A 25,984-nucleotide genomic window follows, 5' to 3' on the forward strand; every position below is an offset into this window, starting at 1 on the left:
AGTTTTACAAATCTTTCGTGAGAATGTGCATTAAGTATGAAATCGAAAATGCCACAAGTGGGATACCAATTAAAAATCCTAATAAAACCTTTGAAATTGAACTAGCAATCATCAAAAGTGCAATGTAGGGAACTCCAAGAATAAGAGTCGCCATCACAATTTTCAAGGGAGTCCACTTAATCTCCCGTTTTAAGTGTTGAAAAGATTGACCTTCTAGGTTACGGAGAGTCGGAGGTTTTCCAGACATTGCCCACTCCTTGAGAAGAAAAATATCAGAAAATTACAACAACATATCAGAAGTTTTACACTTCTAACTCTTTGTGGTACATGATATATAGGATAGCAAAAAGTTGAGCAAAAGCGAATAGATGTCAACGGTGATGGAAACTCGTCTAGTTAGCGTAATCATTCCAGTATATAACGGTAGCCGCTACCTTAGCCAAGCCGTCGAGAGTGTTTTGAGTCAAACGGATTGTCATTTTGAAGTCATTGTTGTTGATGATGGTTCCACAGATAATACTTCTGAGATTTTACAACATTATAGCGATCGCATCCGTTATTTTTTTCAAAAAAATCAAGGGGTGGCGGCGGCGAGAAATCGGGGAATTCAGGAAGCAAAAGCGGAGTTCATTGCCTTACTCGATCAAGATGATCTTTTTCTTCCTGATAAACTCGCAGAACAAATCGCTTGTTTTGAAACATTTTCAGAAGTTGGATTTGTTAACAGTGGTTGGCGTTTAATTGATCGAGAAGGAAACCCCATTTCTGATATTGAACCTTGGCATGATTTACCTAATTTAGACTTAAAAACACTGATTATACACTCTCCAATTTTACCCAGTTCCATGATGTTTCGGCGAACTTGGTGGGAGAAAGTTGGCGGGTTTGATTCTCGGTTTAACGGAGTAGATGATGCTGAATTTGTTTGGCGGTTAGCAGTAGCCGGATGTCAGGCGATTTGGTTGCAAAAAATAACCGTTGAATATCGCCAACATGAGCAAACTGTTTCTAATCAAAAAGCCGTTGAACGTGCAGAAACTTTGATAGCTGCTCAAAATTACTTTTTTAGTCAAAGTCATCTATCTGATGCCGTTCGTCAACTTGAAAAGCCGGCTCGTTATCAAGAATTAACTTGGTTAGCTTGGCATCTTTATTATACAAAAAATTATCAAAATATGGCTGAATATCTCCATAAATCTTTAGCCTATACTCCTGACAACATCCCAATTACAATTTCTGATTGGATTAAACGGTTTACCGGACATTGTAACGCCTACGGTGAACAATTTAATCTAGAATCTTTTAGAAAATTACCTCAATGGCAACAACTGATTTCTAGTCTTCTTCCTTCTCCACCCCCAAAAGTGAGTGTAATTATTCCCGCTTACAACTGTGAACAATATATTGAACAAGCGGTTAAAAGTGTATTAGAACAAACTTATACTGATTATGAATTGATTGTGATTAATGACGGTTCGACGGATAATACAAAACAGATTTTAAGTGCTTATTTAGATGTAATTCGATATATTTATCAACCGAATCAGGGTGCTGCAAAAGCGAGAAATCATGGCTGTAAACTCGCTAAAGGTCAATTCTTAGCCTTTCTCGATGGAGATGATTTTTTTACTCCCAATAAATTAGCGGAACAGGTTAATTTTTTTGAACAAGATTCGACAATTGATTTAGTTCAAAGTGGTTGGATGATGGTTAATAAAACAGGTGAAAATCTAGCTGATATTACACCTTGGAAAGATGCACCGGAACTCAATTTAGAAACTTGGCTTTTGCATAAATGTGTCCGTCCAAGTGCTTTGATAATTAGAAAAATTTGGTGGGAAAAAGTCGGAGGATTTGATCATCGTTATCCCCCCACAGAAGACTTAGATTTTGTTCTCCGTTTGGCTTTAATGGGATGTAAAGCCGTTTGGTTGAAAGCAATTCATGCAGGTTATCGTCAGCATGACAGTAATTTAATGTCAGGGGGAGAACGAGTAATTAAAAATACCGAACTTTTGATGAATCAGTTTTTTAATAGGCGAGACATTCCCGAAAATATTCAACAGTTAAAACAGAAAGAACATTATCAACGTTGGGTATGGTTAGCATGGCGAATGTATCGAGATGGTTATTCTACATTAATGACTGATTGCTTCAAAAAATCTTTGAACTACACCTCGGATTTTAAAGCTAATATTCTTACACACTGGATAAAAGCTTTTAGCAATATTTCGGCAGAATATGGTGAACCTTTTGATGCTCAAAAATTAATGCAATCTCCAGAATGGCAACAAGCTGTTACTTACTTAATGAGTAAAACTTCTTTTGAGAACAGTCAGAATTTATCTCGTAAACAACATATTCTTTTAATGAATACAGATGATCCCGGAATTGGGGGTTTAGCTCAATACGATCATTTAATTATGTGTCAGTTGGCTAAAATGGGGTATAAAGTAACAGCTATTCGTCCCCAACATTCTAGTCCCTTAGTTGAACAAGAACAACAATTAGGCATTCAACAATACTGGCTAGAATATAGTACCAGTCAAGATTTATCGAGAATTTTAAGAAACACAAAAGATGCGGAAGAAATTTATGCTAAATTCCAACCCGATTTTATCATTTTTAGCGATGGTTGGCCGTTTTCCCATTTTGCAGCTAAACAAGTCGCCATTCAACAAAATATTCCCTATATGATTGCATTAGGTTTAGCGACTCCCGAACACAAAGATTTTACAATGGGTGATAATATTCCCTACGTTGAAGGCGTCTTATATCAATATGGTTTAGCTCAAGCAGTTAATGTCGCCGCCAAAGAACATTTAAACATTCTCCACGAACAGTTTAAACTCCCTAAAAACAAAGGAAACGTCATTTATTATGGACGTTCTGAGAAATATTTTTCGCCGCCTAATCCCTCAACTCGTCAACGTTTACGTCAAGAAATTGGCATTCCTGATGATGGAATAATGTGTTTTACTTCTGCGAGACTTGCTCCCATAAAAGGACATCGTTATCAACTCGAAGCCATTGCCCAATTAAAACAGACTTCTATCTGGAATAAATTATACTTTGTTTGGGCAGGAACAGGTCAAGGAAGTGATCATAATCTTGAACCTGAACTCCAAGAAAAAGTTCAAAAAATTGGTGTTAGTAATCAGGTAAAATTATTAGGACAACGTTGGGATATTCCCGACTGGTTAGAAGCTTGTGATATTTTCATTTTAACCTCTCTAGCCGAAGCTGCACCGTCTTTTGCGGTTATGGAAGCAATGGCTAAAGGTGTACCAATTATCGCCTCGGCTGCGGGGGGAATTCCTGAAGGTTTAGGAGATACTGGTCAACTTTTACCTGATCCTAATTTTTATCCAGAAGACACTGTAAAAGTATTAGTTGAAACCCTAAAAGAATGGGCAATTAATCCTGAAATAAGACAAAAAAAAGCAATTGCTGCTAAACAAAGAGCCGAACAACTGTTTAAAGAAGAACGAATGCTCAAAGAAACTCTAGAAGTGATTGAACAGGCATTATCTGATGATTCTAGTAATAATTTTGCCGATTTACCTCATGTCAAAAAAGGAGTTAAAAACCTCAACCAACGCCTAGAGTATGCGGGTCAAGTTTGGAATGCTTGGAATGCTTACCGTCAAGGAAACGAAGAACAAATGAAACGCTATCTTCAACAAGCCTTAAAATGTTCGCCCTTTTCGTTTTCAACCGAAATACTCTTAGATTGGATTGATGATTTTTCTCGGCTGTTTCAACAGAAAGGAGAACAATTCGATATCGAAGACTTAAGTCAATGCTCCGCTTGGAAGAATATAGTCGAAAATGACTTGAGAATACCCCGATAAAGTGTTAAAATAAAAACAGATAAAAACGGAACTTGCTCTGATGTCAGAACCTCAAATTATTGAAGAAAAACTTCCGGTCATTGCTTTACCTCCCACTCAAGATGATCTCCCTTGTGATGATGGAATTCCGATGGAAACTGAACGCCATAAACATCAATCCGATTTATTAATAAATGCCCTGTGGGAACGATTAAAACAGCAAAATGCCTATGTGGGAGGCAATATGTTTGTTTATTTTAGTCTGGAGCAAGTTCGCAACCAAGACTTTCGCGGGCCAGATGTATTTGTAGTTTTAGATGTTCCGCGCCAAGAACGCAAAAGTTGGGTGATTTGGGAAGAAGGAAAAGGGCCAGATATTGTGATTGAATTATTGTCTGAGAGTACCCTTTCTCGTGATAAAACCGAGAAAAAACGGATTTATCAATCTCAAATGCGAGTGCCGGAATATTTTTGGTATGATCCTTTTAACCCCGAAGATTTTCAAGGATTTCGCTTACAAGGGAGTGTTTATCAACCTCTAGAACCTGACGAACAAGGACGTTTAATGAGTCAAGAATTAGAGTTAGCCTTAGTTAAATGGTCAGGCAGTTATCGAGAGATTGATACGGTTTGGTTAAGGTGGGCAACTTTAGAGGGAGAACTACTTCCAACAACAGAAGAAATTGCCGAACAACAACGCCAACGGGCTGAACAACAACGCCAACGGGCTGAACTTGCCGAACAACAACTCGAACAATTGAAACAACAGTTGAGAGAAAGGGGAATTGATATGCCAGAATTAGACTAGGAATCAAGAGATAATTAAGAGGAGTGCATCTCAACAGGTAGACATTGAGGAAATATAATGAAAACGGCTTTAATTTGTGGAATATCAGGACAAGATGGAGCCTATCTCGCTGACTTATTATTAAAAAATGGCTATTCCGTTTGTGGCACCTCACGGGATGCTCAAATGTCATCGTTTCAAAACTTGTCTCGCTTGGGGATTTTAGAACAAGTTAAACTAGAGTCCATGAGCTTAACAGACTTTCGGAGTGTGTTGCAAGTTCTCACCAAAATTAAACCCGATGAAGTCTATAATTTAGCCGCCCAAAGTTCAGTGGGTTTATCCTTTAACCAACCAGTAGAAACCCTTGAAAGCATTGCAACAGGAACCCTAAACCTCTTAGAAGCGATTCGGTTTACAGGCGCCAAAACCAAACTTTATAACGCAGGTTCAAGTGAATGTTTTGGAAATACAGGGGAACTTGCCGCCGATGAAAATACGCCTTTTCGTCCTCGCAGTCCCTACGCCGTCGCCAAGTCCGCCGCTTTTTGGGAAGTCGCAAACTATCGAGAAGCCTATGGTTTATTCGCCTGCTCTGGTATTTTATTTAACCATGAATCCCCCCTACGACCCGAACGATTTGTCACCCAAAAAATCATTACAACCGCCTGTAAAATTGCTGAAGGAAGTGCAGAAAAACTTTATTTAGGGGATATTTCCGTACAACGAGATTGGGGTTGGGCGCCGGAATACGTGGAAGCCATGCACAAAATGTTACAACATGATGAACCCGATGATTATGTGATTGCCACAGGAGAAACTTCATCATTACAAGATTTTGTCGCCGAAGCCTTTACTTGTTTGGGTCTGAACTGGCAAGATTATGTAGAAACCGATCAAAGTTTGTATAGACCGACTGATATTGCGGTAGGTCGCGCGAACCCAGCTAAAGCCAAAGAAAAATTAGGATGGCAAGCGCAGTACAAACTCCCCGATGTTGTCCGCATGATGATTGAAGCTCGACAAAAGGGATTTTAGTCTAAAGTGAAGTAGTAGAATAATAGACGATAGGCAATCTGCGGGTTAGGAGGGTATGAATCTTGGATGAACTCAGAGGAGCATTGGAACTCGCAACCGAAGAGGAGTTGCAACAACTAACCGAATTGCTGTTTAGCCGTCGGTTTAATCCCTTAGACTATTTCAACACCCCTCAACCCATTGATGTTCAAAGTCGTGACCATGAAGCTTGGCTGGATGCACTCGAACAACGATTTCGCTATTTAGCCGCAGATGGACTCACCGTGTTGAGAGGACGCACTCACCAAGTTAGCTATCGTCAAGCTTTAATACAAGTTTGTCGTTATCTGAAAATATCCTATTCTAAAAATCTCTCAACGACTGATTTAGAAGCTGAAATCTTTTTATTTTTGTTAGGACGGGCTTGGAAACGTTTACCCGCTTCCGAACAACAAGCCCTGACTCTACGCATTAGCCACGCTCTGGCTGAGTCGAACTCCGCTCAACCCTTGCCGTTGTCTGCTCAAAAAGACCCTTTAGGGTTCTTATTTAAAGCTGGAAGTGCGATCGCAGTCAGTACCATTGTACAGCCCATTGTGTTGCAACAACTCGCCCGTCAATTTGCCCTGCATTTTGCCAAATACCAAATGGCAAAACAGACTATTGTCCAAGGAGGCGCAACCGCCGCCACCCAGTTCCAAAGTTATGTTACTGTTCAGATGGCAAAACGAGGAATGGCCGTTAGTGCAGCCCGTTATGGTGCTACTCGCAGTGTGTTTGCACTTCTTGGCCCAGTGTTGTGGACTTGGTTTGTGGCTGATGTTGGCTGGAAAACCATCTCAACAAACTACGCCCGTATTATTCCCACTATTTTTACTTTGGCACAAATTCGCCTGACTCGTTCAGATTGGGCTTGGGAACCTGTTGGATAAACAGCGATGTAGGGGCGGGTTCCGAATTAATCTATGTTTTTCCACAGATAACCTGTATAAACCCGCCCTTCTTACTATTTTTTTTCCTGTTCCCTGAAAAAGTGGGGCGGGTTTATGTAAGCTATTTGTAGGAAAACATAAATCTGAGTGGAACCCGCCCCTACAAAACTGGTCACTGATAACTGATAACTGTTCCCTGAAAAAGTGGGGCGGGTTTATGTAAGTTATTTGTAGGAAAACATAAATCTGAGTGGAACCCGCCCCTACAAAACTGATAACTGATAACTGTTCACTGTAAAAGCTGTGTCTGTACTCACACGACATCCTGAACCCAAACTGCAAGGGCTTTGGAATTTATTTCAAGTTGGATTATTCCTGCTTCCACTCCTGCCAACCTGGGGCGGAATTATAATCGTTTTGGCTGCAATTGTCACCTGGACGAAAAAATTTAAACATATTATTAGTCAACCCGTTCATCAGGCTTTAATCGTTTTAAGTCTGTTACTGATTTTAACCGCAAATTTTGCAGAAAATCCTTCCGAAGCCTTTATCGGACTATCAAATTTTTTACCTTATTTTTTTGTGTTTGCAGGTTTCAACACCTTAATTCAAACCCCTACTCAACTCCGTCAACTGTCTAGAATTTTAATTATTCCTGCTATTCCCGTTGTTATTTTCGGTCTAGGTCAACAATTTTTTGGATGGTCAGGCATTGAACAACTGCAAGGCTTTTTCGGTTGGTTTATCGTTCTCAATGGCAACCCACCTGAGCGAATGTCTTCTATATTTATGTATGCCAATATATTAGCCATTTATCTGCTAATTATCTTTATTTTAGGAGTCGGACTCTTAATTGAACAGCTTCCGTTTTGGAAGTTTAAACCCGAAAAAATCTATCCTAAACCCCTTCCCCTTCCGGTTCTGATTATCGCATTATTAGGCGTAACTGTTGCCTTGATTTTCACCAACTCCCGCAACGCTTGGGGACTGATGGTATTTTCGACTGTTGCTTATGGGGTTTATTTGGGGTGGCTGATTGTGTTAGGATTAGTCATTAGCGCAGTTCTAGCAATATTTGGGGCAGCGTTTGCACCTGAGCCGTTACAAAAGGGTTTAAGAGTGATTGTTCCGGCTTATTTTTGGGAACGTTTGACCGACCAAAATTTTGAACGTCCTGTAGAAACCCTTCGTATTACTCAATGGAAATTCGCCTGGAACCTCACCCTAGAAAAACCGTTAACCGGTTGGGGACTGCGAAATTTTACCGCCCTTTACGAAAGCCAAATGAACGTTTGGATGGGTCATCCTCATAACTTATTTTTAATGATGACCGCAGAAGTTGGAATTCCCACAACGTTACTATTTTTTAGCATTATGGGTTGGATTTTAGCTGAAGCTGTTCAACTGGGAATTCAACAAAAAATCCCTAGCGAAGACCGATTAATTTTCTTCAGCTACGGACTGGCGTTTGGGGCTTGTGTGTTGTTTAATCTGTTAGATGTAACGCTCTATGATTTCCGAGTGAATACCTTGGGATGGATATTATTAGCGGCAATTTATGGCAACACTCAACAGTTTAATCTAACAAATCCGGTTGCTGATGAACAATCTTGTCATACAACGACTGAAAACTAAACCAACCCATAAAATGACTGCCAATCTGACTATAGGTTAAACTGGCAATATCCGGTTTAATTAATATGGGTTTTCCTGCGGCTTCTGCCATTAATTGCGCCTGGCAAGACCGTTCCATTGTAATAAACCACCACGCCGCTTCATCGACAGAATGACCCACCGTGAGTAAACCATGATTACGCAGAATAATCGCTTTGCGTTCACCAAGCGTTTCAGCAATGCGTTTCCCTTCTGACAAATCCAGCACCACTCCGGTATAATCATCAAACAAAGCATGATCTTGATAAAAAGAACAGGCATCTTGAGTTAAGGGGTCAAGCAGTCGCCCTAAACAAGACCAAGCCTTCCCGTACACCGAATGAGCGTGGGCTGCGGCTATAACATCGGGTCTAGCTTGATGAACTTGGGAATGTATGGCAAAGGCTGCCGCGTTAACGGGTTTATTCCCGTGAACCACTTCCCCTTTTTGATTCACCAATAATAAATCAGAAACCCGAATCTGGCCAAAATACATCCCAAAGGGGTTCACCCAAAATAAATCCGGCCATTCGGGGTCACGGGCGGTAATATGTCCGGCGACGCCTTCATCAAAGCCATAATGGGCAAATAAACGTAAAGCTGCGGCTAACCGTTGTTTGCGGTGTTGACGTTCCGCTTCAACCGTCTCAAACGTCGGGGGTTGGGGCAAATCGAACTTTTCAAACATAACTCTCCTGCGGGATAGACAGCCACCCTCAAAAAAAATTTTACAAAAGGGGTTGACAGGTTTAGAAAAAGCCACTATATTAGTTAATTGTGCGAGGGAAACAAACACAACCCAAGCGCAAACGACCTAAGAAAGTATTTTAAAGCTTTCCTGGTGTCTATGGCTCAATGGAACCACACCGATCCATCCCGAACTCGGATGTGAAACGTTGACACGGCGAAGATACTTGGTGGGTAGCTGCCTGGGAAAATAGCTCGATGCCAGGATAATAATGTAGGGGCGGGTGATGCAGAAATTTAGGTTTCTGACAAGCAAGCTCGATAAACCCGCCCCTAACTCGGAAAAGAGATAGAAAAAACTAAGCCTTCTTCCCGTGATAAATCGGAAGGAGGCTTTTGAATTTGGTGTTTCGATTTTAATGATCTCAGCACTACATCCTTGATCTGATGCACCCTACAAACCGGACAGCCGACACCTGACACCCAGACTGCGCGTGCATTGCAACAACAAGGGTTAACAATTATTTTTCTGTATCTAGATATACATTTTGCTGATAGAAAATCCTCTAGGATACTTCTGCACATGGGCAAGCTTGTGAGAGCCTGAATTTAGAATTGATGCCGGAGGCTATTCGGTTTAAGCCTGTCTGACCGGGTGCTGCCGACAGTCCGGAGTGATGCAGGAACGAAACATTAATACGGTTTATACCGTGTTATATCAGTTTTCGATAGCAGCAATAGAACGTCTTTCAATCGCCTCAAATTTCCGATTCGCGTAGAACCTAGAGAAACATCTCCTGAGAAATTTGAGAACACCGAATTAATTGCAGAAATTGCGATCGCAAAAAATCCCCAATCATTCACCTTGATTGTTGGTTTAAATTGTAAGCTTAGAGAGAAGAATATGAGCAAAGGTATCAGACGGCGGAAATTCCTGCTGTACGGATCAGCAGCTTTCGGAACAAGCTTCATGCTGAAAGCGTGTAGCAGTCCCCAAAGTGATAACACAACTCCCGTAAGTGGAAGCGGTGGTGGCGATACCATTAAAGTCGGTATTCTTCACTCCTTGAGTGGGACAATGGCAATTAGTGAAACCACTGTTGTTGAAGCCGAAAAACTTGCGATTAAAGAAATTAACGCAGCAGGTGGGGTACTCGGTAAACAAATAGAAGCAGTTGTGGAAGATGGCGCCTCTGACTGGCCAACTTTTGCAGAAAAAGCGGAAAAATTGATTGATCAAGACGGTGTAGTTGCTGTATTTGGATGTTGGACTTCAGCCAGTCGTAAAGCGGTTAAAGACGTTTTTGAGTCCAAAAATCATCTGCTTTGGTATCCCGTTCAATATGAAGGACAAGAATGCTCTAAAAATATATTCTACACCGGAGCTGCCCCCAACCAACAAATCGAACCTGCGGTTAAATGGCTACTCGAAAATAAAGGAAAAGATTTCTTTTTGGTGGGTTCCGACTATGTATTTCCTCGCACTGCCAATACTGTTATTAAAGAACAACTAGCAGCAGAAGGCGGAAACACCGTCGGCGAAGATTATCTGCCGTTGGGAAATACCGAAGTTACTCCAATTATTACCAAAATTCGTCAAGCGTTACCCAATGGTGGCGTGATATTTAATACTCTTAATGGTGATAGTAACGTCGCATTTTTTAAACAAATGCAAGGCGCTGGACTCACCCCCGATAAATACCCCGTGATGTCGGTGAGTGTCGCTGAAGAAGAAGTGCGACAAATTGGGCCGGAATTCCTCGTTGGACATTACGCCGCTTGGAACTATTTTCAAACTGTTGAAACCCCCGAAAATGAAAAATGGTTGAATGCTTTTAAAGCAGAATATGGGGAAGATCGCGTGACAAATGATCCGATGGAAGCGGCTTATATTATGGTATATTTGTGGAAACAAGCCGTTGAAAAAGCCGGAACTGCTGACGATTTAGAAAAGGTTCGTCAAGCGGCTATTGGTCAAACCTTCCAAGCACCAGAAGGGTTAGTAACTGTTAACCCCAATCACCATCTTTCCAAAATTGTTCGCATCGGTCAAGTGCGTCAAGATGGTTTATTTGATATTGTTTGGTCTACGAATGATCCCGTAAAACCGGAAGCCTGGAACCAATATGTTCCAACAACAAAAGGCTATTCTTGCGACTGGACAGACCCCAACAAAGGCGAGAAATTCAAATTAGAAGGAGTTTAAAACAGTCACCCGCCCCAACAAAACTGTCCCCTGTAACCTATGATTTATGACTGAACTTGCTGTTGGAATTTTTAACGGTATTAGCATCGGTTCTGTACTCTTGATCGCTGCTTTGGGGTTGGCGATTGTTTTTGGACTTATGGGGGTGATTAATCTCGCTCATGGTGAGTTGATGATGTTGGGTGCATACAGTACCTTTGTCGTCCAAAATATCTTTCAAAACTTCGGTGATGGACTGTTTGCACTCTATATCTTTTTTGCAATTCCGGTTGCTTTTATAGTATCGGCTTTAACCGGGTTAATTTTAGAACGGGGAGTCATTCGTTTTCTATACGGAAGACCTTTAGAAACGTTACTCGCAACTTGGGGCGTTAGTTTAATTTTGCGTCAATTTGTACGCAGTGCTAACTGGCTTTTGGCGATCGCAATTTTACTCTTTTGTGCGCTATTTTTTGGCGGACTCTGGGTGGTGCGTCGTCGCCCTGACTGGGAACAAATAAAAAACTTAGCGATCGCAATTTTACTCCCGTTATCCTTCGCCATTTCTGGCATTGCAGGATATTTAATGTCTGGCGTTAGTGCTTTAAGTAAACCCTGGTTTAGCGCAAGAAATGTGGATGTTACCGCTCCGGCTTGGTTGCGAGGGGGGATAGAATTGGGGGTTTATCAACTGCCCTATTCTCGGATTTTTATTATTATTTTAACGATTCTTTGTTTAGTTGGAATTTATGGATTTCTCAACCGTTCCGACTGGGGTTTAAGAATACGGGCTGTGACTCAAAATCGTCAAATGAGCGCTTGTTTAGGCATTCCCACCGATACCGTAGATGCCCTAACTTTTGCTTTAGGATCGGGGTTAGCAGGAATTGCGGGATGTGCGATTACTTTGTTAGGATCGGTTGGCCCGAACATCGGACAAAACTATATTGTTGATACGTTTATGGTGGTGGTTGTTGGGGGAGTGGGCAACTTATTCGGGACAGTATTAGCAGCATTAGTGATTGGAGTTGTCAGTTATTTAATCGGTTCAGGAACGTTTGCGCTGTTATTTAGCAAAACGGATAGCCTGCAATTTCTCACTGACTTTTTCACCTTTTTTGCTTCAACCAGTATGGCTAAAGTGATGGTATTTGCCCTAATTATTGCTTTCTTGCAGGTGAAACCATCCGGCATTTTTCCGCAGAAAGGACGAACTGTAGAACTATGAAAACTGAAAAAGCAAACCAACCCAAACAATTCTTTCGTCTGTTAAAACAGAGGCGAGAAATTGCGATAGCTGTTGCTATTGCTGTAGTCTTTGCGCTGATTATGCCTGCAATTTTACCTGTTTTTCGCCTAAAATTAATCGGGCGGTTTGTGGCGTTAGCAATTGCAGCTTTGGGAATTGATTTAATCTGGGGTTATACAGGCTTACTCAGTCTCGGACATGGGATTTTCTTTGCGTTGGGAGGTTACGCTTTTGCAATGCACCTCAACCTGCAACTTCCAGACGAACAAATCCCCGACTTTTTTAGCCTTTATGGTGTGAGTGATTTACCGGGATTTTGGCAACCCTTTTACTCGTTTCCGTTTACAATTATCGCCATTTTTGTTATTCCAGCCATTGTAGCGGGACTATTAGGTTATCTCGTCTTCCGCAACCGCATTAAAGGCGTTTATTTCTCGATTTTAACTCAAGCGGCGCTATTGGTGTTTTTTAACTTCTTTAACGGACAACAAAAACTGATTAATGGCACCAACGGACTGAAAACAGATACTTCCACAATTTTCGGGGTATTAGCAGGTTCTCAAGGCGCACAACTCGTCTTTTTTCAATTGTCGGTGTTGTTTCTACTATTAACTTATTTCCTCTGTCGTTGGCTAACTCGTGGGCGGTTTGGGCGGTTACTCATTGCAATTCGAGACTCGGAAATGCGGGTGCGTTTTTCAGGATACAACCCCACAGGGTTTAAAGTCTTAGTGTTTGCAATTTCGGGGGCTATTACGGGAATTGCCGGAGCGCTTTACACCGTCCAAACGGGCATTATTACGCCGAGTTTTATGGAAGTTGCTTTTTCAATTGAAATGGTGATTTGGGTGGCTGTAGGCGGCCGAGGAACCTTGGTCGGAGCGATTATTGGTACACTATTAGTCCGATTAGCCCAAACGTTTTTAAGTGAACAATTCCCGGAAGTCTGGCTATTTTTTCAGGGGGCGTTATTCTTAATTGTAGTGACGATTCTCCCCAATGGAATTTATGGCTGGGCGAGAGATTGGGCTTTACCTGAATTGCGATCGCGTTTAGGATTACAAGAACAGTTGATGACTTATCCTGATATTGATCTTAACCCGGATGTGCAACGAGAACAAGAAGAAATTGAAGGTGTTAAGCATTGAAAATCAACGGTTTTATATTCGCTTATCTTTACTGAAATTAGCCCTAACTACTGATGAATGAAAATATTTTAGAAATTGAAAACCTGACGGTTAGTTTTGATGGGTTTAAAGCACTGAATCACCTCGATTTTAGCTTAGAAACAGGGGAATTGCGGGTGGTAATAGGGCCGAATGGCGCGGGAAAAACCACCTTTTTAGATACGATTACGGGGAAAGTTCAACCCACAGAAGGAATTGTCCGCTTTAAAGGACGAAATTTGCGAAATCTCACAGAAGATAAAATCTCTCGTTTAGGAATTGGGCGCAAGTTTCAAACGCCCAGTGTTTATTTAAACCTAACAGTGGGGGAAAATTTGGATTTAGCTTGTAACCGTCAAAAAGATGTGTTTTCAACGCTATTTAAAAAACCGACACAGGGCGATCGCTTAACGGTTGCGGGACTGTTAGAAACCATTGGTTTAACACCAAAAGTTAACTTAAAAGCGGCTTTATTGTCTCACGGTGAGAAACAACGTTTAGAAATTGGGATGTTAGTGGCGCAGTCTCCAGATTTATTATTAGTCGATGAACCTGTAGCGGGGTTAACCGATGAAGAAACGGAAAATGTCGGGAATTTGTTGTTAGCGTTGGCGGACAGTCATTCGATTATTGTGATTGAACATGATATGGAATTTGTGCGTCAAATTGCCCAAAAAGTTAGCGTTTTGCATCAAGGTTCGCTATTGTGTGAAGGAACAATGGATGAGGTTCAAAATGATCCGCGTGTGATTGAAGTATATTTAGGACAGCAACAGGAGGAAGCAGCATGACAGTGGAAATTAAACCCCCAATGACTACATCGGAGTTGATGCTAAAAGCGTCAGGGCTGAATGTTTATTATGGAGAAAGTCATATTCTGCGGGATGTGGATCTCAGTGTACCTGTCGGACAAATGGTGTGTTTAATTGGGCGAAATGGGGTCGGGAAAACAACGCTATTAAAAACCATTATGGGGGTGTTATCGCCGCGATCTGGATCGGTAATATTGGGCGATCGCTTAATTACAACTTTATCACCTGATCGTCGTGCAAGATTGGGAATTGGTTATGTTCCTCAAGGGCGAGAAATTATTCCTCGGCTAACCGTTAAAGAGAATTTACTGTTAGGATTAGAAGCACGTCCAGGGAAATCTAAGAAAGTCATTCCTAATGAGATTTTCGAGTTATTTCCCGTCTTAGAAACCATGTTAGGACGCATGGGAGGGGATTTAAGCGGGGGACAACAACAACAATTAGCGATCGCCCGGGCGTTGATGGGAAAGCCGAAGTTATTGTTATTAGATGAACCCACAGAGGGAATTCAACCGTCGATTATTTTAGAAATTGAAGCAGCAGTGCGACGTATTATTGAACAAACCGGAATTTCGGTATTATTGGTTGAACAGCATTTACATTTTGTTCGTCAAGCGGATCGTTATTATGCCATGCAAAAAGGGGGAATTGTGGCGTCTGGAGAAACGCGAGATCTTTCTCAAGAGGTGATTCAACAATTTCTAGCCGTTTAAATTAAAGCGTCCAATCTTCGATATGTGAGTCAGGGAACTTGAGTAAAGTCTCGTTGATTACGGGTGAAAATGGTAGCCCCGAGGGATAAAGATTAACTATTGGAGTTTAAATCGACCTTCAATTGATAAGATTGCTGACTCCTGAATTCTGACTTCTGAATTCTTCTTTTAACCTGTTGATCAAATAGAGATGGGAGAATTCCCACCTCTAAAGTTAGCACGCGAAATATTGGAGAATTGAAACTAGCCCCAACTTGGAGTATGACGGATCAAACTCATAAATTCTTGGCGAGTTTTCGCGTCTTCAGCAAAGACACCCCGCACCGCACTGGTAGACGTCCAAGACCCCACTTTCTGCACCCCTCGCATGACCATACACATATGGCTAGCTTCCACAACAACAGCCACACCTTTAGGCTTCAATAAACCTTGTAAAGCATCAGCAATTTGAGCGGTTAATCGTTCTTGAACTTGTAACCGTCTACCGTACATTTCACAAATACGAGCGACTTTAGATAATCCTATCACTTTTCCATCGGGAATGTAAGCCACATGAGCGCGACCTAAAATTGGGAGAATATGATGTTCACAGGAACTAAAAATATCAATATCTCGAACTAACACCATTTCATCTGTTTGTTCGTGAAAAACAGCGCCGTTCAACAGTTCATCGAGAGATTGATGATAACCTGATGTGAGAAATTTTAAGGCTTTAACAACCCGTTTGGGTGTATCTTTTAAGCCTTCCCGATCTGGGTTTTCTCCGAGTCCGAGTAGCAAAGTCCGCACCGCTTGACGCATTTCTTCTTCGGAAACAGGGGGTTGAGATTGAGTGGTAAAGCTCGGTAATTTACCGTTTTGATTGTCGGTCGGCGTGGAATTTGCTAAGGTCATAAAATTAGAGTTTTGTTCCTAAAATAAACAGCAGTTTTTTACAAATTACTCTCGAAAAAGCTAGAGGTTAAAACGATTTAACACCTATTGCTTGTGCGAGTTGAGTGGGTTGTAAGATTAAACAGTTTTGCAACTGTTGACGGATTTTATGGGAGTCTAAGTGACGACCAATAAACACAATCTGGTTCTGCGGTGAATTTATCCATTCCTCAACTTGGATATCGTATCGAGGGCCGCTGAGTTGAAAAATGTGGCGCATTTCGCTATTATCAAACCAGAGAATTCCTTTTGCACGAAAGACTTCTATCGGCATTTCTTCCGTTAAAAATTTCTCAAATTTTTCAATATCAAAGGGAGAATGACTTTGGAAAGAAACAGAGATAAAACCATCATTATCTAAGTGAGGGGAATGGTGATGGTGATGTTCGTGTTCGTGATGTTCTTCTTCGGCTTGATACAGTTCAACTGGGGTTAAACCAACATCTAAAACAAGCGGTAAAGGAACTTTTGCCTGTTGGGTTCTTAAAATTCTCGCACCGGGTTTAACGGTTTGAATATAAGCTTCTACTTCTTCAACTTGTTCTGGGGCGGCTAGGTCAGTTTTATTTAAAAGAACCACATCCCCATAGACAATTTGTTTGAGGGCGGCTTCACTGTCAAAATGTTCGGGAGTAAACGCTTCTGCATCGACTAGGGTAATAATTGAATCTAGGCGGGTAAATTCCCGAAGTTCCGTCCCTAAAAAGGTTAAAATAATCGGCAACGGGTCAGCAACGCCTGTGGTTTCAATCACCATATAGTCTACCCGTTCTTCTCGTTCTAAAACGCGATAAACCGCATCAACTAAACCATCATTAATCGTGCAGCAAATACAACCATTACTCAATTCTACCATATCTTCTTCGGTAGAAATGAGGAGTTGAGCATCAATATTAATATCGCCAAATTCATTCACCAAAACAGCAACTTTTAAGTCCTGTTTGTTGCTCAAAATTTCATTCAGCAGTGTGGTTTTTCCGCTTCCTAAAAAGCCTGTGATAATTGTAACGGGCATTCCCCGCTTGGGAATATCCAGCGTCGTGGAGGAGGGGATAGTTTCCATAAAACTTGTTCTGCGACTCAGTGATGATAATGATAACAGTTATCAAAAATAAACGCAAGTTTCTAGCGTTGACAGACATGGGTGGGGTCATCTGCTTTTTCGGCGTATTCTAACCCCTGGGCTAAACGCCAAGCAAAAATCGGCGGTAAACCCTTCTCGATGATAGCAGCACAGGTTTTGTGATAATCATACTCAATTTCACGCAATGTTACTCCTTGAGTCTCTGTATCATATATGACATAGGTAGCATTGGGGCGACCATGACGGGGTTCTCCCACTGAACCGACATTAATCACTTGTTTTAACGGAGTGGTAAAACTGAGATTTTGTTCATCACTTAAATCGGGTTGATTAATTTTAACCTGAAGTTGACCCATATTTAACTGGCGAACATAAGGGACATGAGTATGACCACAAAATAGCACATCTGCATCGGCCGATAATACCCGTTCTAACACCGTAAATTCGTCCATATTCGGCATTAAATACTCATGGTTACTGTGGGGTGAACCGTGAACAAAACAGAGATTTTCTGTTTTTAGCATCAGGGGAAGTTGGGCTAAAAATTCCCGCGTTTCCGGATAAATATTGTCGTGAGTCCATTCATGGGCTAGACGACCTCGACGTTCCGCTAAAAGAGAAGGATAACTACATTCACAAGAATTTAACCCTTCCACAATATCTTCATCCCAACACCCTTGAACCGTTGGAATATCCAGTGAACGAATTTGTTCAACCACTGCATGAGGAAACGGCCCATAACCGACTAAATCTCCTAAGCAATATATTTTTTCAGCTTTTTGTTGGTCGATATCTAACAAAACCGCATCTAACGCTTCATAGTTGCCATGAATACAAGACATAACTGCTATTTTCATAAGTTGATTTCCTCAGTTTCTAATGAAGTTTGAATTTGTTGTTGATAATAGCTAATTTGAGATTCTGGGAGAAAACAATCTTTGAGGGTTTGTGAAAGTTCTGCTTTGTTTAAATCAAATCCCACAATTTCTAAACCGCTAAACCGTTGAGGTCTTCCGGCTAACCACAGAGGAACGTCTAAAGCGACAAATTCTTGATTCATTGTTCCCGCTACAAAATCCCCATAAATCGATTCTCCACTGACAATATCAAAAATTCCCTTCGCCCGAATCACTTCCCCATAGGCACCTTTAATCAGTTCAAACCAAAACACCGCTAAACTCGACCAGTCGAGAATTTCTCCACTTAATAAACTGCGATGAATTTGGACTTGAGAGGTGTGAATTACAGTTAGACTTTCAACAATGTTTTCATTCCCGAGAACCACTGACTTGGCGTTTAATTGTTCGAGTAAAGGTTGAACCGAAGACAGGTCTAAATGCCAGGGAAGTTCGATATAAGTGGTGAGTTTAGGTTCAGGATTAAATAATTCAAATTCCTGACCCTCCGTTAAAATTTCGACCTCGGGAAAGTCACTGGCGATACAAGTCCCATCAATGACAACAGAACCCTCGCCCGGGTTGAAATAGCGGACCTGCTGCTGCGTTTGGCTGATTTGTTCTCTTATCCAGTGGGTTTTACCCGCACCCGGCGGGCCAGTAACGGCAATAATCATCGGCTCTTCCCCTCAAAAACAATAATCATTATTATAGAAATAGCAGAAAATGATAACTATTATCAAATTATGCCCGACTTCAGTCCCATTGCGATTATCGGTGCCGGCCCCCATGCCCTCACCCTAGCGACTCACTTCCTGCAAAAACAGCCTAAACCCAATAAAATCAGGGCTTTTGACCCGAGTGGAGTTTGGTTGAGTCAGTGGTGTCAGCAGTTTGCTGCCCAGAATATCCCTCATTTGCGATCGCCTGCGGTTCATCACCCCGACCCGAACCCCTTTGCTCTGCGGAAATTTTCTGAAAATCGTTCTCACGAGTTGTTTCCGCCCTACGACTTACCGGGAACTAAACTGTTTGAAGATTTTTGTGCAGATGTCATCCAACGTTGGAAACTCGGAGATCGGGTTGATCCAGCCGAAGTTGTGGGAATTTTGCCTTTAAACAGTCGGGGACGATCAAAGTTTCAGTTGGCTTTAGGCGATGGACAAACTGTAGAAGCGAGACGGGTGGTTCTGGCAATAGGAGGCGGTCAGCTTCACTTTCCCGACTGGGTACACCAGATTTCCTCTTTTCCCCCTGAACGCTTGTCTCACAGTCAACATCCCCTTCTCTTCACAACAACTGAACCCGTTATTTTAAGGGAGTTTTAACAGACAGAGTTCTAAAAACTGGTGAACCTTGCGGTGAACTATTTACCTTCTGAGCTGTTCCTCTAACTCAGCTACTCGGTCTTTGAGGAACTGGTTTTCAAGCCGTAACCGATTTAACTCGTTCATCTCCTGTTTGTCGCTGAGAAGTTTTCTGTAAATCTTGTCACTGGTAGAAGCGTCCATGTATCTCTGATAGGTCTTGACGTGCATCTCCACTGAATGACCCATCCAACGGGCCGCATCATCTATAGGGATGTCTAGTTCATGCGCTCTGATGGCGTAGCGATGTCTGAGGCTGTAAGCTTCATTCTTGAACCCATAGGCGATCAGTATTTTTCCTAACCTAGTGACCTTGCTCTCATGGTTTCTGGCATTACTGGGGAACGGCTTAGGATTCAACAGGTCAAACCGTTCAACCCAGTGAGGATATAGAGGATAAACCAGTCGCTCTCCAGTCTTGTTATCCTCTTCTACTCTGAACTTGTGAAGCTCATTGTCAGGACTGGTGAAAAATTTAAGGTGCTTCTCAATCCCGTTGAAAACTTCTTGAGTTCTCAGACCGTAAGTGGCAATCATCCCGAATGACCAGGCGATATCATCAGGCAACAGGTCAAACGTCATCTCTATTTCTGTGTCAGTTGGCAAAATTCTAGGAGTGGGTACAGGTTTACAGTTGTATGGCTTTACCTCAATCCCTTCTTGCTTGGCCAATGCTTTAATAACTCTGATTAGACTAGCTCTGGTACGACTGTTAGGCGGTGTTGAGCATATCCAAGCCTCAATATTTTTGTTTGTAAAGCAGTCTAAGTCAGGTATTTTCTTGAAAGAGGCATCATAAGAAGTCCTGAATGTACTCAGCTTTTTGCGAGTCTGAGGCCGATCGCGCCAGTAGTTCTCCTCAAAGTCAGCCTTAATCTCACCCATTGTTCGGTGTTGAGGTTTGGGCTTAGGTTTGACTCCGTACATCTCCCAGTTAAAACCTCCTAACTTCAACTGTGCTGTAATTTCTATTGCCTTAGTTTCTGCAATCCTCACCCCTTCTAAGTCAGCAGACGCTATAGAAATCTCATAACGCTTTGTTCCTTCTGGGGTTGTTTCTCCAGGTTTACAGGGTAACGTTCCCCTTAGATACAGTCGGTTTTTTCTGCGTTGAATTGTTAGCTTACTTCCGAGCGCTTTAAGACGTTCGTTTGACTGCAAAATAGCACTGTTAATCTGGCTGTCAACCTCTCGGAGAGACTGACAGGCTTTGTTATTCAGTTTGCGCTGAGTCATTCTTCTAGATATTTAGTGATGCGGTTATCTTCTTGCCGACGCTTGGCACCATCAATCTGCTTTTGTAGCTGATCAGCTATCTCTGTTAACTCTTCACCAGTCAACTCTTGAAGTTCTGATTTCTGATATCTCTCCAGAATGCGAGAAAAGCTGAAATCATCAGGAGTTAATTTGAATCCCTGTTGTTTAGCTAACCGCTTAACTCGCTGTATGGGTGTCTCAGGTTTAGGAGACTGATTAACATCAAAGCTCAGAGCAGTCTGAATCCCTTCCGGTGGGTCTGATATGGGTTGAATATCTCCACAGAGTGCCTTGAAAATCTCAATATCCTCGGGCTTAACGTTTAAGTATCTATCCCCATAGGTGACTCTCCAGGGATTGCCATCAATGTCATACCGTCCATCAAGAATCGCCTCACCTGTGTACATGGGATGGTTAACCCAAACAGTCGGTTTGTTGTCTTTATTCTTCTTGAGCCACTTCTTCTTCTGGTCAAGGGTGTATTTTGCAAGCGGGGGTTTAGGGATGATCTGTTTCTCTGACTGTTTTGGTAACTCTGGTAAGTTTTCAGAAATTTGTTGAACATCAATAGAAGAAAGATTGCTCTCAATGGGTGCAATGGGTGCAAAGTCCTTCTGTGTCTGGGTTTCAATGGGTGCATTGATGAGCGTATCAATGGGTGATTGCACCTTTTCAATGGGTGCAGATGACTGTCTGAGGGTCTGCTCATAAGTCGGAAGAGTGTCCCAATCTTCCCTAAGTCTCAGTCCCTCAAACTGAGAATGTCGGGTTACTTTGTTCCAATTCACTCCCAAGTCAAGATGCTCACACAGTTCGTTGAGTTCTCTGGCAAAGCGCTTTAGTGATAAAGGTTGCTTGCCTTGGTCTGAGCAGTAAGATTTGAATCTCTCATGAAGCTTGGATGTCGTGACAAACTCGCCGGATTCTACAATCAGTTCATCATTCAAATATGCAGCTACAACCGATTCCTCTGTTTTCAATTCCCACTGGTGTAACTTAACTGCCGCATTGTAACCCTCATCAATTCCTTTGAGCAGTTGGACAACTTCAGTGTCACTCATGCTCAGAGCAATCGCAATCAATTGAGGAATTTCTGGCTCAATTAACTGATCAAGGTTGGAAATACGCTTCTCTGTGGGAATGGTGTAGTTGAAAGGAATCAGACAAAGCCGTTCGGTTAGCTCTGGGTATTTAGCTGTTCCAATCTGGCGATTAGATGTGATGACAATTGTCCCGTTAAATTTCTGGGAAAACGGGTCTTGATATTTCCTCTCACAATCAACTGAGTCGCCCCCTGTTAGAGCCAGTAATGTACTGATTGCACCCTCAGAGATAGACCGACCCTCTGGAATCTCGGCTAGCACTTTGTCAATGATTTTTGCTCTAGTCACAAGCCTGTCGAGCTTATCCAAGTCTGCCGAACCACAATTGCTTTCACCAACACACTTCTTCAGCAACCTAACACCGACTCCCTTTCCTCCTCTGGGTTTGCCTGTCAGTTGCAGGAACATTTGATGCTGAGAAAACTTACCCGTGATCACTCCATTAATTGCAGCTAAGAATTTTTTGATCATCGGATTATTCCCCTGTAGGGAGGTCATCAGATACCGATGAGTGAGAGGACAATTGTTTTGAAGTGACTCTAACAAGTTATCAACTTTAACGGGCTTATAAATGCGTGGTAAAACCTGAGTCAAACCATCCTTTGGGTTGTGTTCCCGCAGTTTTCCTGAGTTAATTTCCAGAACTCCGTTGTCAAAGGGAATGAACTTGTAACGCTCTAAAGTTTCCCAACGAGGAACCATTAAGTCATACATCATTAACTCAGCAACATCTTTAAAGTATGAAGGCCTTGGGTATTTGATTCCTTTTCCATCTATGGAATCTTTAACAAACTTCTCAAACACCTTCTGGTTAACACTTTCCCAACATTTACCGTTCCAATGTCTCCACGTTGATTGTTCGTGGTGATATTTCCACTCAGGGCGACATTTCTCAGAAAGTTCGTGAGCTATTTCTGTCGGTGTTGGGGGTCTGTTTTGACTACCTAAATCTTTATTGAGCTGTTTCTCCCAATTTTTGAGTTTTTCGGCGGAAAACTTTTGATATTCAAACGCCCCTTTACCCTTCTCTTTTAAGAAGTCATCCATGCCTTTGTAGCGGGAATCCCATGTTATAATTTTAAGGTCAATTCCCGCCATTCTTGCAAGGTTACAGAAGCGCCTGATAGCTTCACGGCATTGCGGTTTTTCTCGATAATCAGAATCAAAGGCAACATACTGTTCCCCCCCTCTTTCAATAAAGAGTTTTACAAATGGAGCAAGTTGGTAATCCTTTCCCCAGTTGTAAACCCCCGTGAGGGCGATTGTAGCAAAGCCGTGCGTTAATCCAGCACCGGCTTTTTTTGCGCCTTCAGTCCAGATAATTGGGATGGATTTATCCTCATAAACCTTTTGCCAGTAGTCCGGGTCTGGCATTGCCAGGAAGATGGCGTCAGGTTCCATGCCAGACGCGGTGAGATACTTTGCACCCTTGTCGTCGGGCTTGTTGGGGTCAAAGTGCTTCTCATCCGGTTTGACCTGGCCGTAACGATTCCCCATTGGCTGACCGTTTCGCCAGTTCACACCTCGACACCACCAACCGCCTGTTTTAATCGGGTGTTTGGGCTTGATGCGCTCGTTGACTTCCTCACGGGTGAGGGATTCAATGTTGAGCTTGGTAATTTCTTCACTAACGCCTGACTCGTCTATCCAATCAGCTAAGTGTTTGGTGTTGAATCTGGCTAATGAATTGACCTCTAAACGCCTTGTAAAGGAGGCAACCATTAGCATACCTCCTTTTCTATGCGTTGTAAGTTTACAGATTGTTTAGCAGACAGCTTGAATACTTTGCCGTCTCTGTTGCAGACTTTCCACTGACGGTCTAAGTCACGGATGAAGATTCTATCCCAACCCGTCAACGGTGACTTTAGCAGTTGGTCTAGTCTCTGCCTGTATTGGCAGTGATTCTCGGAAAAGTCTTTACTTCGGAATGATTTTGAATTAGAATTCATGGAATGATTTTGAATTAGAATTCATTTGAATTCTGGTTATACTTCATTTGAATTCCTTGGGTTCGGTTTACTTTTTGTGACCGAACCCGTTGATTTTGTGGGCATTGCAAAGTAAAACCAGCCAGTTTTAGGCACAGCAACTCCGCACACTCTCCGATACGTGTCGTCAAGCCCCAGATAAACTTGATTTAGAGAGCTTCCGCCTGCATGACCCCCCGACCTCTATCACACAAGCAAACAGTCGTAAGGTGCCATATCAAAACCTTTTGTGGTTTCCTTCCGGGTACCTGTCGCCCCACCAAGCTTCGCGTGGAATCTAGGGTTGTAGGGGTCAGTTTCTGCCTTAGTCTGCGACTGCCTTTCTCTAGGTATATTCTCTGTGTTGTTGAGCCTAAAATTGGCTGGTTAAGGAAATACAATATCAAAAGCTATTGCCTTAAGTCAACAAACAACGCAACTAATTTAAAGCATTCTCATCAAATTCACACGGGAGTTAAGCAGTTGTTGCCTGAAAACAACTTCTCTTTGAACTCTGTTCGGCAAGCTTGTCACGACACTATCACGCACATTACTAAGCCTGATCAGGTTTCGTCACAAGTTACATACCTATTACGAGTATTGGTTTAACCTGCTGTTGGAGTTCAAGAAAAGTTTCTATACAACTGATCATCACAGGCTTGTCACGACACTATCACGCACATTACCAATCCTGATCAGGTTTCGTCACAAGTTACATACCTATTACGAGCATTAATCTAACTTGCTGCTGGAGTTCAAGAAAAGCTTCTGCATAACTGGGGATTCAACCGAGCTGACATCACCCTTCAGTTCAGCTTCAAGATAAAACCTCTGATATTGGCTTTCTCCCCTGTTGCTGTAATTGTCAGAGACTTCTAACAATTGGATGACGTTAGCACGGGCTAGGAGGTCAAAGAAGGCTTTCCAGTTCTCAATCTCTTGTGCAGTTGCAGTCAGTCGGATTTTGGCGGTCATGGTATCTCCTAGAGCGGGGTAGATTGTTTGCGATCGGGTTGAGCTTGAGCAGTTCTTCATGTGAGTAGCAGTTTCCCCAAATTTCCCCGTCAAAACAGAGCCAATACTGGAGAGAAGTTTCACCGTCCTCTTCAACGCCAATCACATAGGACTCAATTTCACCTACAACAATTTGACCAAAGCGTTCAAATAAAACTTCTTGACCAATAGAAAAGACTGGGTAGCCTAAAGCATCTGCAATATTATTTTCTACCCAGTCCCAAAACTGTTGTTGGGGATTAGAACATTCCATCAACTTGCTCAGGTTCTAACTGATTGTTTTTCAACCGTTCGTAAGAATCAATAACCTTCTCTATCTCGGAGAGATTGGGGTCATGTTTAAATAAGCGAAACTTCTCTAGCAACTGAGTAGCCCGGTTGATTTCATCCTCAGTTTGGCTCAGGTCATAAAGCAAGCTGTCAAGCTCTTTCTTCTTGCTCCTGTACTCCCGTTGAACGTCCCGAATTTGTTTAACTAATTCTTGGGTGTGTTCATCAGTAGCTAGCTTCCGCATAATTGAAGTATCACCACCCATAAGCTGGACAACTTCTTGCTTGAGTTTGGCAAGGGACTGTTTGTAATCTTCCCAGTCCTCTAGTTCAACTCTTAAAGCCATTCGGGCTGATTCATAATTCCCTAAGTTGGTTGTCAGTCCAAATTCAATCTCTTTAACTTTCATTGTTTAACCTCTAATGATCTCTCAAATCCTGAATTGACCAACTGTGTGAAATGTAATAATAAAAGCCTTTCTTGAAGTTAGCTAGGTCTATGTCATCATACTTTGGATTGTGAAGACAACGCCAGCAAACAAAGGCATGGCGAAAGTATTTTGAACCGCAGATTAAGTTGTCAAGAATGATGTTTGGATGATAGCAAAATCTTAGTACTCTCATTCAATCTCCAGATAGTCAGTATGGTTTTTCTTTAGTTGTTCAGTAATCTGATGAAATTCTCTTTTAGTAATAGGGTAATGCCCACCTTTGCTAATTTCAACCAAGTAAGTTTTATCCCCATCTATCTTTTCTGAATATCCAAAATTAGGAACTATACAGGATATAGCATCCATGTTAAGGATAAACTCTCTGCCATCACAATCAACGTAGACAAACATTATTCAACCTCCAAATAGTCGGCGTGTTCTTTCTTGAGTTGCTCAGTAATCTGATGTATAAGCAAGGGGTCAAGCGACCCCCCTATGAACCAGGGCCGTTTCATTCTAAAATTTTGCGATCGCTAAACCTTTGATGGGGGGCAAGTTTTAGGCTCTATTTAAACAGAAAATATCAAAACTGTTGAAATAATCCTCCTTTTCTTTACAGAGAAAGGCT

Annotated in this window: 22 protein-coding genes and 1 rRNA gene; 12 read left to right on the forward strand and 11 right to left on the reverse strand. The window is 42.0% G+C overall.

Going from position 1 to position 25,984, the window contains the following annotated elements:
- Positions 1–4 precede the first annotated feature (4 nt).
- Positions 5–247, reverse strand: coding sequence for a hypothetical protein (locus tag VB836_RS03065; protein ID WP_323217935.1), 243 nt, complete (start codon positions 245–247; stop codon positions 5–7).
- Positions 248–368: 121 nt separating this feature from the next.
- Here VB836_RS03065 and VB836_RS03070 point away from each other — a divergent pair, with 121 nt between their 5' ends.
- The 5 genes from VB836_RS03070 to VB836_RS03090 all read left to right on the forward strand — a co-directional run bounded on the left by VB836_RS03070 (position 369) and on the right by VB836_RS03090 (position 8,204).
- Positions 369–3,854, forward strand: a complete 3,486-nt coding sequence (locus VB836_RS03070) for a glycosyltransferase (RefSeq protein ID WP_323217937.1) — start codon at positions 369–371, stop codon at positions 3,852–3,854.
- A gap of 40 nt (positions 3,855–3,894) precedes the next feature.
- Complete coding sequence (locus VB836_RS03075; RefSeq protein WP_323217938.1) at positions 3,895–4,641, forward strand: Uma2 family endonuclease; 747 nt, start codon at positions 3,895–3,897, stop codon at positions 4,639–4,641.
- Positions 4,642–4,698: 57 nt separating this feature from the next.
- Positions 4,699–5,658 carry a GDP-mannose 4,6-dehydratase gene (locus VB836_RS03080; RefSeq protein ID WP_046277851.1) on the forward strand — a complete coding sequence of 320 codons (960 nt, stop codon included), beginning with the start codon at positions 4,699–4,701 and terminating at the stop codon, positions 5,656–5,658.
- A gap of 62 nt (positions 5,659–5,720) precedes the next feature.
- A complete protein-coding gene (locus VB836_RS03085) occupies positions 5,721–6,569 on the forward strand; it encodes a YaaW family protein (protein ID WP_323217939.1) in 849 nt (282 codons plus the stop codon).
- A 303-nt stretch (positions 6,570–6,872) separates the two neighbouring features.
- The gene (locus tag VB836_RS03090; RefSeq protein WP_323217940.1) at positions 6,873–8,204 is read left to right on the forward strand and encodes an O-antigen ligase family protein; all 1,332 of its coding nucleotides are present in this window, start codon (positions 6,873–6,875) and stop codon (positions 8,202–8,204) included.
- Here VB836_RS03090 and VB836_RS03095 read toward each other — a convergent pair.
- Positions 8,146–8,910: a class II aldolase/adducin family protein gene (locus VB836_RS03095; protein ID WP_323217941.1), complete on the reverse strand. Its 765-nt coding sequence runs from the start codon at positions 8,908–8,910 to the stop codon at positions 8,146–8,148. The genes VB836_RS03090 and VB836_RS03095 overlap by 59 nt on opposite strands.
- A gap of 149 nt (positions 8,911–9,059) precedes the next feature.
- Here VB836_RS03095 and rrf point away from each other — a divergent pair.
- The 6 genes from rrf to urtE all read left to right on the forward strand — a co-directional run bounded on the left by rrf (position 9,060) and on the right by urtE (position 15,034).
- Positions 9,060–9,176, forward strand: a 5S ribosomal RNA gene (rrf, locus tag VB836_RS03100).
- Between the two features lie 637 nt (positions 9,177–9,813).
- On the forward strand, positions 9,814–11,115 hold the full coding sequence (urtA, locus tag VB836_RS03105; RefSeq protein ID WP_323217942.1) for an urea ABC transporter substrate-binding protein: 1,302 nt from the start codon (positions 9,814–9,816) through the stop codon (positions 11,113–11,115).
- Positions 11,116–11,161: 46 nt separating this feature from the next.
- Entirely contained in the window at positions 11,162–12,322 is a 1,161-nt protein-coding gene (locus VB836_RS03110) for an ABC transporter permease subunit (RefSeq protein WP_323217943.1), read from the forward strand.
- Complete coding sequence (gene urtC, locus VB836_RS03115) at positions 12,319–13,491, forward strand: urea ABC transporter permease subunit UrtC (protein ID WP_323217944.1); 1,173 nt, start codon at positions 12,319–12,321, stop codon at positions 13,489–13,491. The genes VB836_RS03110 and urtC overlap by 4 nt, the downstream gene beginning before the upstream one ends.
- Before the next feature lie 53 nt (positions 13,492–13,544).
- Positions 13,545–14,300 carry an urea ABC transporter ATP-binding protein UrtD gene (gene urtD / locus VB836_RS03120; RefSeq protein WP_323217945.1) on the forward strand — a complete coding sequence of 252 codons (756 nt, stop codon included), beginning with the start codon at positions 13,545–13,547 and terminating at the stop codon, positions 14,298–14,300.
- Positions 14,301–14,338: 38 nt separating this feature from the next.
- On the forward strand, positions 14,339–15,034 hold the full coding sequence (gene urtE, locus VB836_RS03125; RefSeq protein ID WP_323217964.1) for an urea ABC transporter ATP-binding subunit UrtE: 696 nt from the start codon (positions 14,339–14,341) through the stop codon (positions 15,032–15,034).
- A gap of 243 nt (positions 15,035–15,277) precedes the next feature.
- Here the strand turns inward: urtE and folE are convergent, their stop codons facing one another.
- The 4 genes from folE to VB836_RS03145 all read right to left on the reverse strand — a co-directional run bounded on the left by folE (position 15,278) and on the right by VB836_RS03145 (position 18,624).
- Positions 15,278–15,928: a GTP cyclohydrolase I FolE gene (folE, locus tag VB836_RS03130; RefSeq protein WP_323217946.1), complete on the reverse strand. Its 651-nt coding sequence runs from the start codon at positions 15,926–15,928 to the stop codon at positions 15,278–15,280.
- A gap of 67 nt (positions 15,929–15,995) precedes the next feature.
- On the reverse strand, positions 15,996–17,030 hold the full coding sequence (locus VB836_RS03135) for a CobW family GTP-binding protein (protein ID WP_323217947.1): 1,035 nt from the start codon (positions 17,028–17,030) through the stop codon (positions 15,996–15,998).
- Positions 17,031–17,092: 62 nt separating this feature from the next.
- A complete protein-coding gene (locus VB836_RS03140; protein ID WP_323217948.1) occupies positions 17,093–17,908 on the reverse strand; it encodes a metallophosphoesterase family protein in 816 nt (271 codons plus the stop codon).
- Entirely contained in the window at positions 17,905–18,624 is a 720-nt protein-coding gene (locus VB836_RS03145) for a GTP-binding protein (RefSeq protein WP_323217949.1), read from the reverse strand. Before VB836_RS03145 ends, VB836_RS03140 begins: the two co-directional genes overlap by 4 nt.
- Positions 18,625–18,693: 69 nt before the next feature.
- Here VB836_RS03145 and VB836_RS03150 point away from each other — a divergent pair, with 69 nt between their 5' ends.
- Positions 18,694–19,275, forward strand: a complete 582-nt coding sequence (locus VB836_RS03150; protein ID WP_323217950.1) for an FAD/NAD(P)-binding protein — start codon at positions 18,694–18,696, stop codon at positions 19,273–19,275.
- A gap of 42 nt (positions 19,276–19,317) precedes the next feature.
- On the opposite strand, the gene VB836_RS03155 is transcribed toward VB836_RS03150, so the two are convergent.
- The 5 genes from VB836_RS03155 to VB836_RS03175 all read right to left on the reverse strand — a co-directional run bounded on the left by VB836_RS03155 (position 19,318) and on the right by VB836_RS03175 (position 25,767).
- Positions 19,318–20,550, reverse strand: coding sequence for a site-specific integrase (locus VB836_RS03155; protein ID WP_323217951.1), 1,233 nt, complete (start codon positions 20,548–20,550; stop codon positions 19,318–19,320).
- Complete coding sequence (locus VB836_RS03160; protein WP_323217953.1) at positions 20,547–23,396, reverse strand: DUF3854 domain-containing protein; 2,850 nt, start codon at positions 23,394–23,396, stop codon at positions 20,547–20,549. Before VB836_RS03160 ends, VB836_RS03155 begins: the two co-directional genes overlap by 4 nt.
- 1,176 nt (positions 23,397–24,572) lie before the next feature.
- Positions 24,573–24,908 carry a hypothetical protein gene (locus VB836_RS03165; protein ID WP_323217954.1) on the reverse strand — a complete coding sequence of 112 codons (336 nt, stop codon included), beginning with the start codon at positions 24,906–24,908 and terminating at the stop codon, positions 24,573–24,575.
- Complete coding sequence (locus tag VB836_RS03170) at positions 24,895–25,335, reverse strand: hypothetical protein (RefSeq protein ID WP_323217955.1); 441 nt, start codon at positions 25,333–25,335, stop codon at positions 24,895–24,897. The genes VB836_RS03165 and VB836_RS03170 overlap by 14 nt, the downstream gene beginning before the upstream one ends.
- 210 nt (positions 25,336–25,545) lie before the next feature.
- A complete protein-coding gene (locus VB836_RS03175) occupies positions 25,546–25,767 on the reverse strand; it encodes a hypothetical protein (RefSeq protein WP_323217956.1) in 222 nt (73 codons plus the stop codon).
- Between the last annotated feature and the right edge of the window lie 217 nt (positions 25,768–25,984).

This window comes from Limnoraphis robusta BA-68 BA1, assembly GCF_034932365.1.
Classification (GTDB): Bacteria; Cyanobacteriota; Cyanobacteriia; order Cyanobacteriales; family Microcoleaceae; genus Capilliphycus; species Capilliphycus robustus.

What these genes read in the sequence shown, in the direction of transcription:
- VB836_RS03065 (WP_323217935.1), bottom strand. Translation starts at nt 247, where the DNA reads ATGTCTGGAAAACCTCCGACTCTCCGTAACCTAGAAGGTCAATCTTTT.
- VB836_RS03070 (WP_323217937.1), top strand. Translation starts at nt 369, where the DNA reads ATGTCAACGGTGATGGAAACTCGTCTAGTTAGCGTAATCATTCCAGTA.
- VB836_RS03075 (WP_323217938.1), top strand. Translation starts at nt 3,895, where the DNA reads ATGTCAGAACCTCAAATTATTGAAGAAAAACTTCCGGTCATTGCTTTA.
- VB836_RS03080 (WP_046277851.1), top strand. Translation starts at nt 4,699, where the DNA reads ATGAAAACGGCTTTAATTTGTGGAATATCAGGACAAGATGGAGCCTAT.
- VB836_RS03095 (WP_323217941.1), bottom strand. Translation starts at nt 8,910, where the DNA reads ATGTTTGAAAAGTTCGATTTGCCCCAACCCCCGACGTTTGAGACGGTT.
- urtA (WP_323217942.1), top strand. Translation starts at nt 9,814, where the DNA reads ATGAGCAAAGGTATCAGACGGCGGAAATTCCTGCTGTACGGATCAGCA.
- VB836_RS03110 (WP_323217943.1), top strand. Translation starts at nt 11,162, where the DNA reads ATGACTGAACTTGCTGTTGGAATTTTTAACGGTATTAGCATCGGTTCT.
- urtC (WP_323217944.1), top strand. Translation starts at nt 12,319, where the DNA reads ATGAAAACTGAAAAAGCAAACCAACCCAAACAATTCTTTCGTCTGTTA.
- urtD (WP_323217945.1), top strand. Translation starts at nt 13,545, where the DNA reads ATGAATGAAAATATTTTAGAAATTGAAAACCTGACGGTTAGTTTTGAT.
- urtE (WP_323217964.1), top strand. Translation starts at nt 14,339, where the DNA reads ATGCTAAAAGCGTCAGGGCTGAATGTTTATTATGGAGAAAGTCATATT.
- folE (WP_323217946.1), bottom strand. Translation starts at nt 15,928, where the DNA reads ATGACCTTAGCAAATTCCACGCCGACCGACAATCAAAACGGTAAATTA.
- VB836_RS03135 (WP_323217947.1), bottom strand. Translation starts at nt 17,030, where the DNA reads ATGGAAACTATCCCCTCCTCCACGACGCTGGATATTCCCAAGCGGGGA.
- VB836_RS03140 (WP_323217948.1), bottom strand. Translation starts at nt 17,908, where the DNA reads ATGAAAATAGCAGTTATGTCTTGTATTCATGGCAACTATGAAGCGTTA.
- VB836_RS03145 (WP_323217949.1), bottom strand. Translation starts at nt 18,624, where the DNA reads ATGATTATTGCCGTTACTGGCCCGCCGGGTGCGGGTAAAACCCACTGG.
- VB836_RS03150 (WP_323217950.1), top strand. Translation starts at nt 18,694, where the DNA reads ATGCCCGACTTCAGTCCCATTGCGATTATCGGTGCCGGCCCCCATGCC.
- VB836_RS03155 (WP_323217951.1), bottom strand. Translation starts at nt 20,550, where the DNA reads ATGACTCAGCGCAAACTGAATAACAAAGCCTGTCAGTCTCTCCGAGAG.
- VB836_RS03160 (WP_323217953.1), bottom strand. Translation starts at nt 23,396, where the DNA reads ATGGTTGCCTCCTTTACAAGGCGTTTAGAGGTCAATTCATTAGCCAGA.
- VB836_RS03165 (WP_323217954.1), bottom strand. Translation starts at nt 24,908, where the DNA reads ATGGAATGTTCTAATCCCCAACAACAGTTTTGGGACTGGGTAGAAAAT.
- VB836_RS03170 (WP_323217955.1), bottom strand. Translation starts at nt 25,335, where the DNA reads ATGAAAGTTAAAGAGATTGAATTTGGACTGACAACCAACTTAGGGAAT.
- VB836_RS03175 (WP_323217956.1), bottom strand. Translation starts at nt 25,767, where the DNA reads ATGTTTGTCTACGTTGATTGTGATGGCAGAGAGTTTATCCTTAACATG.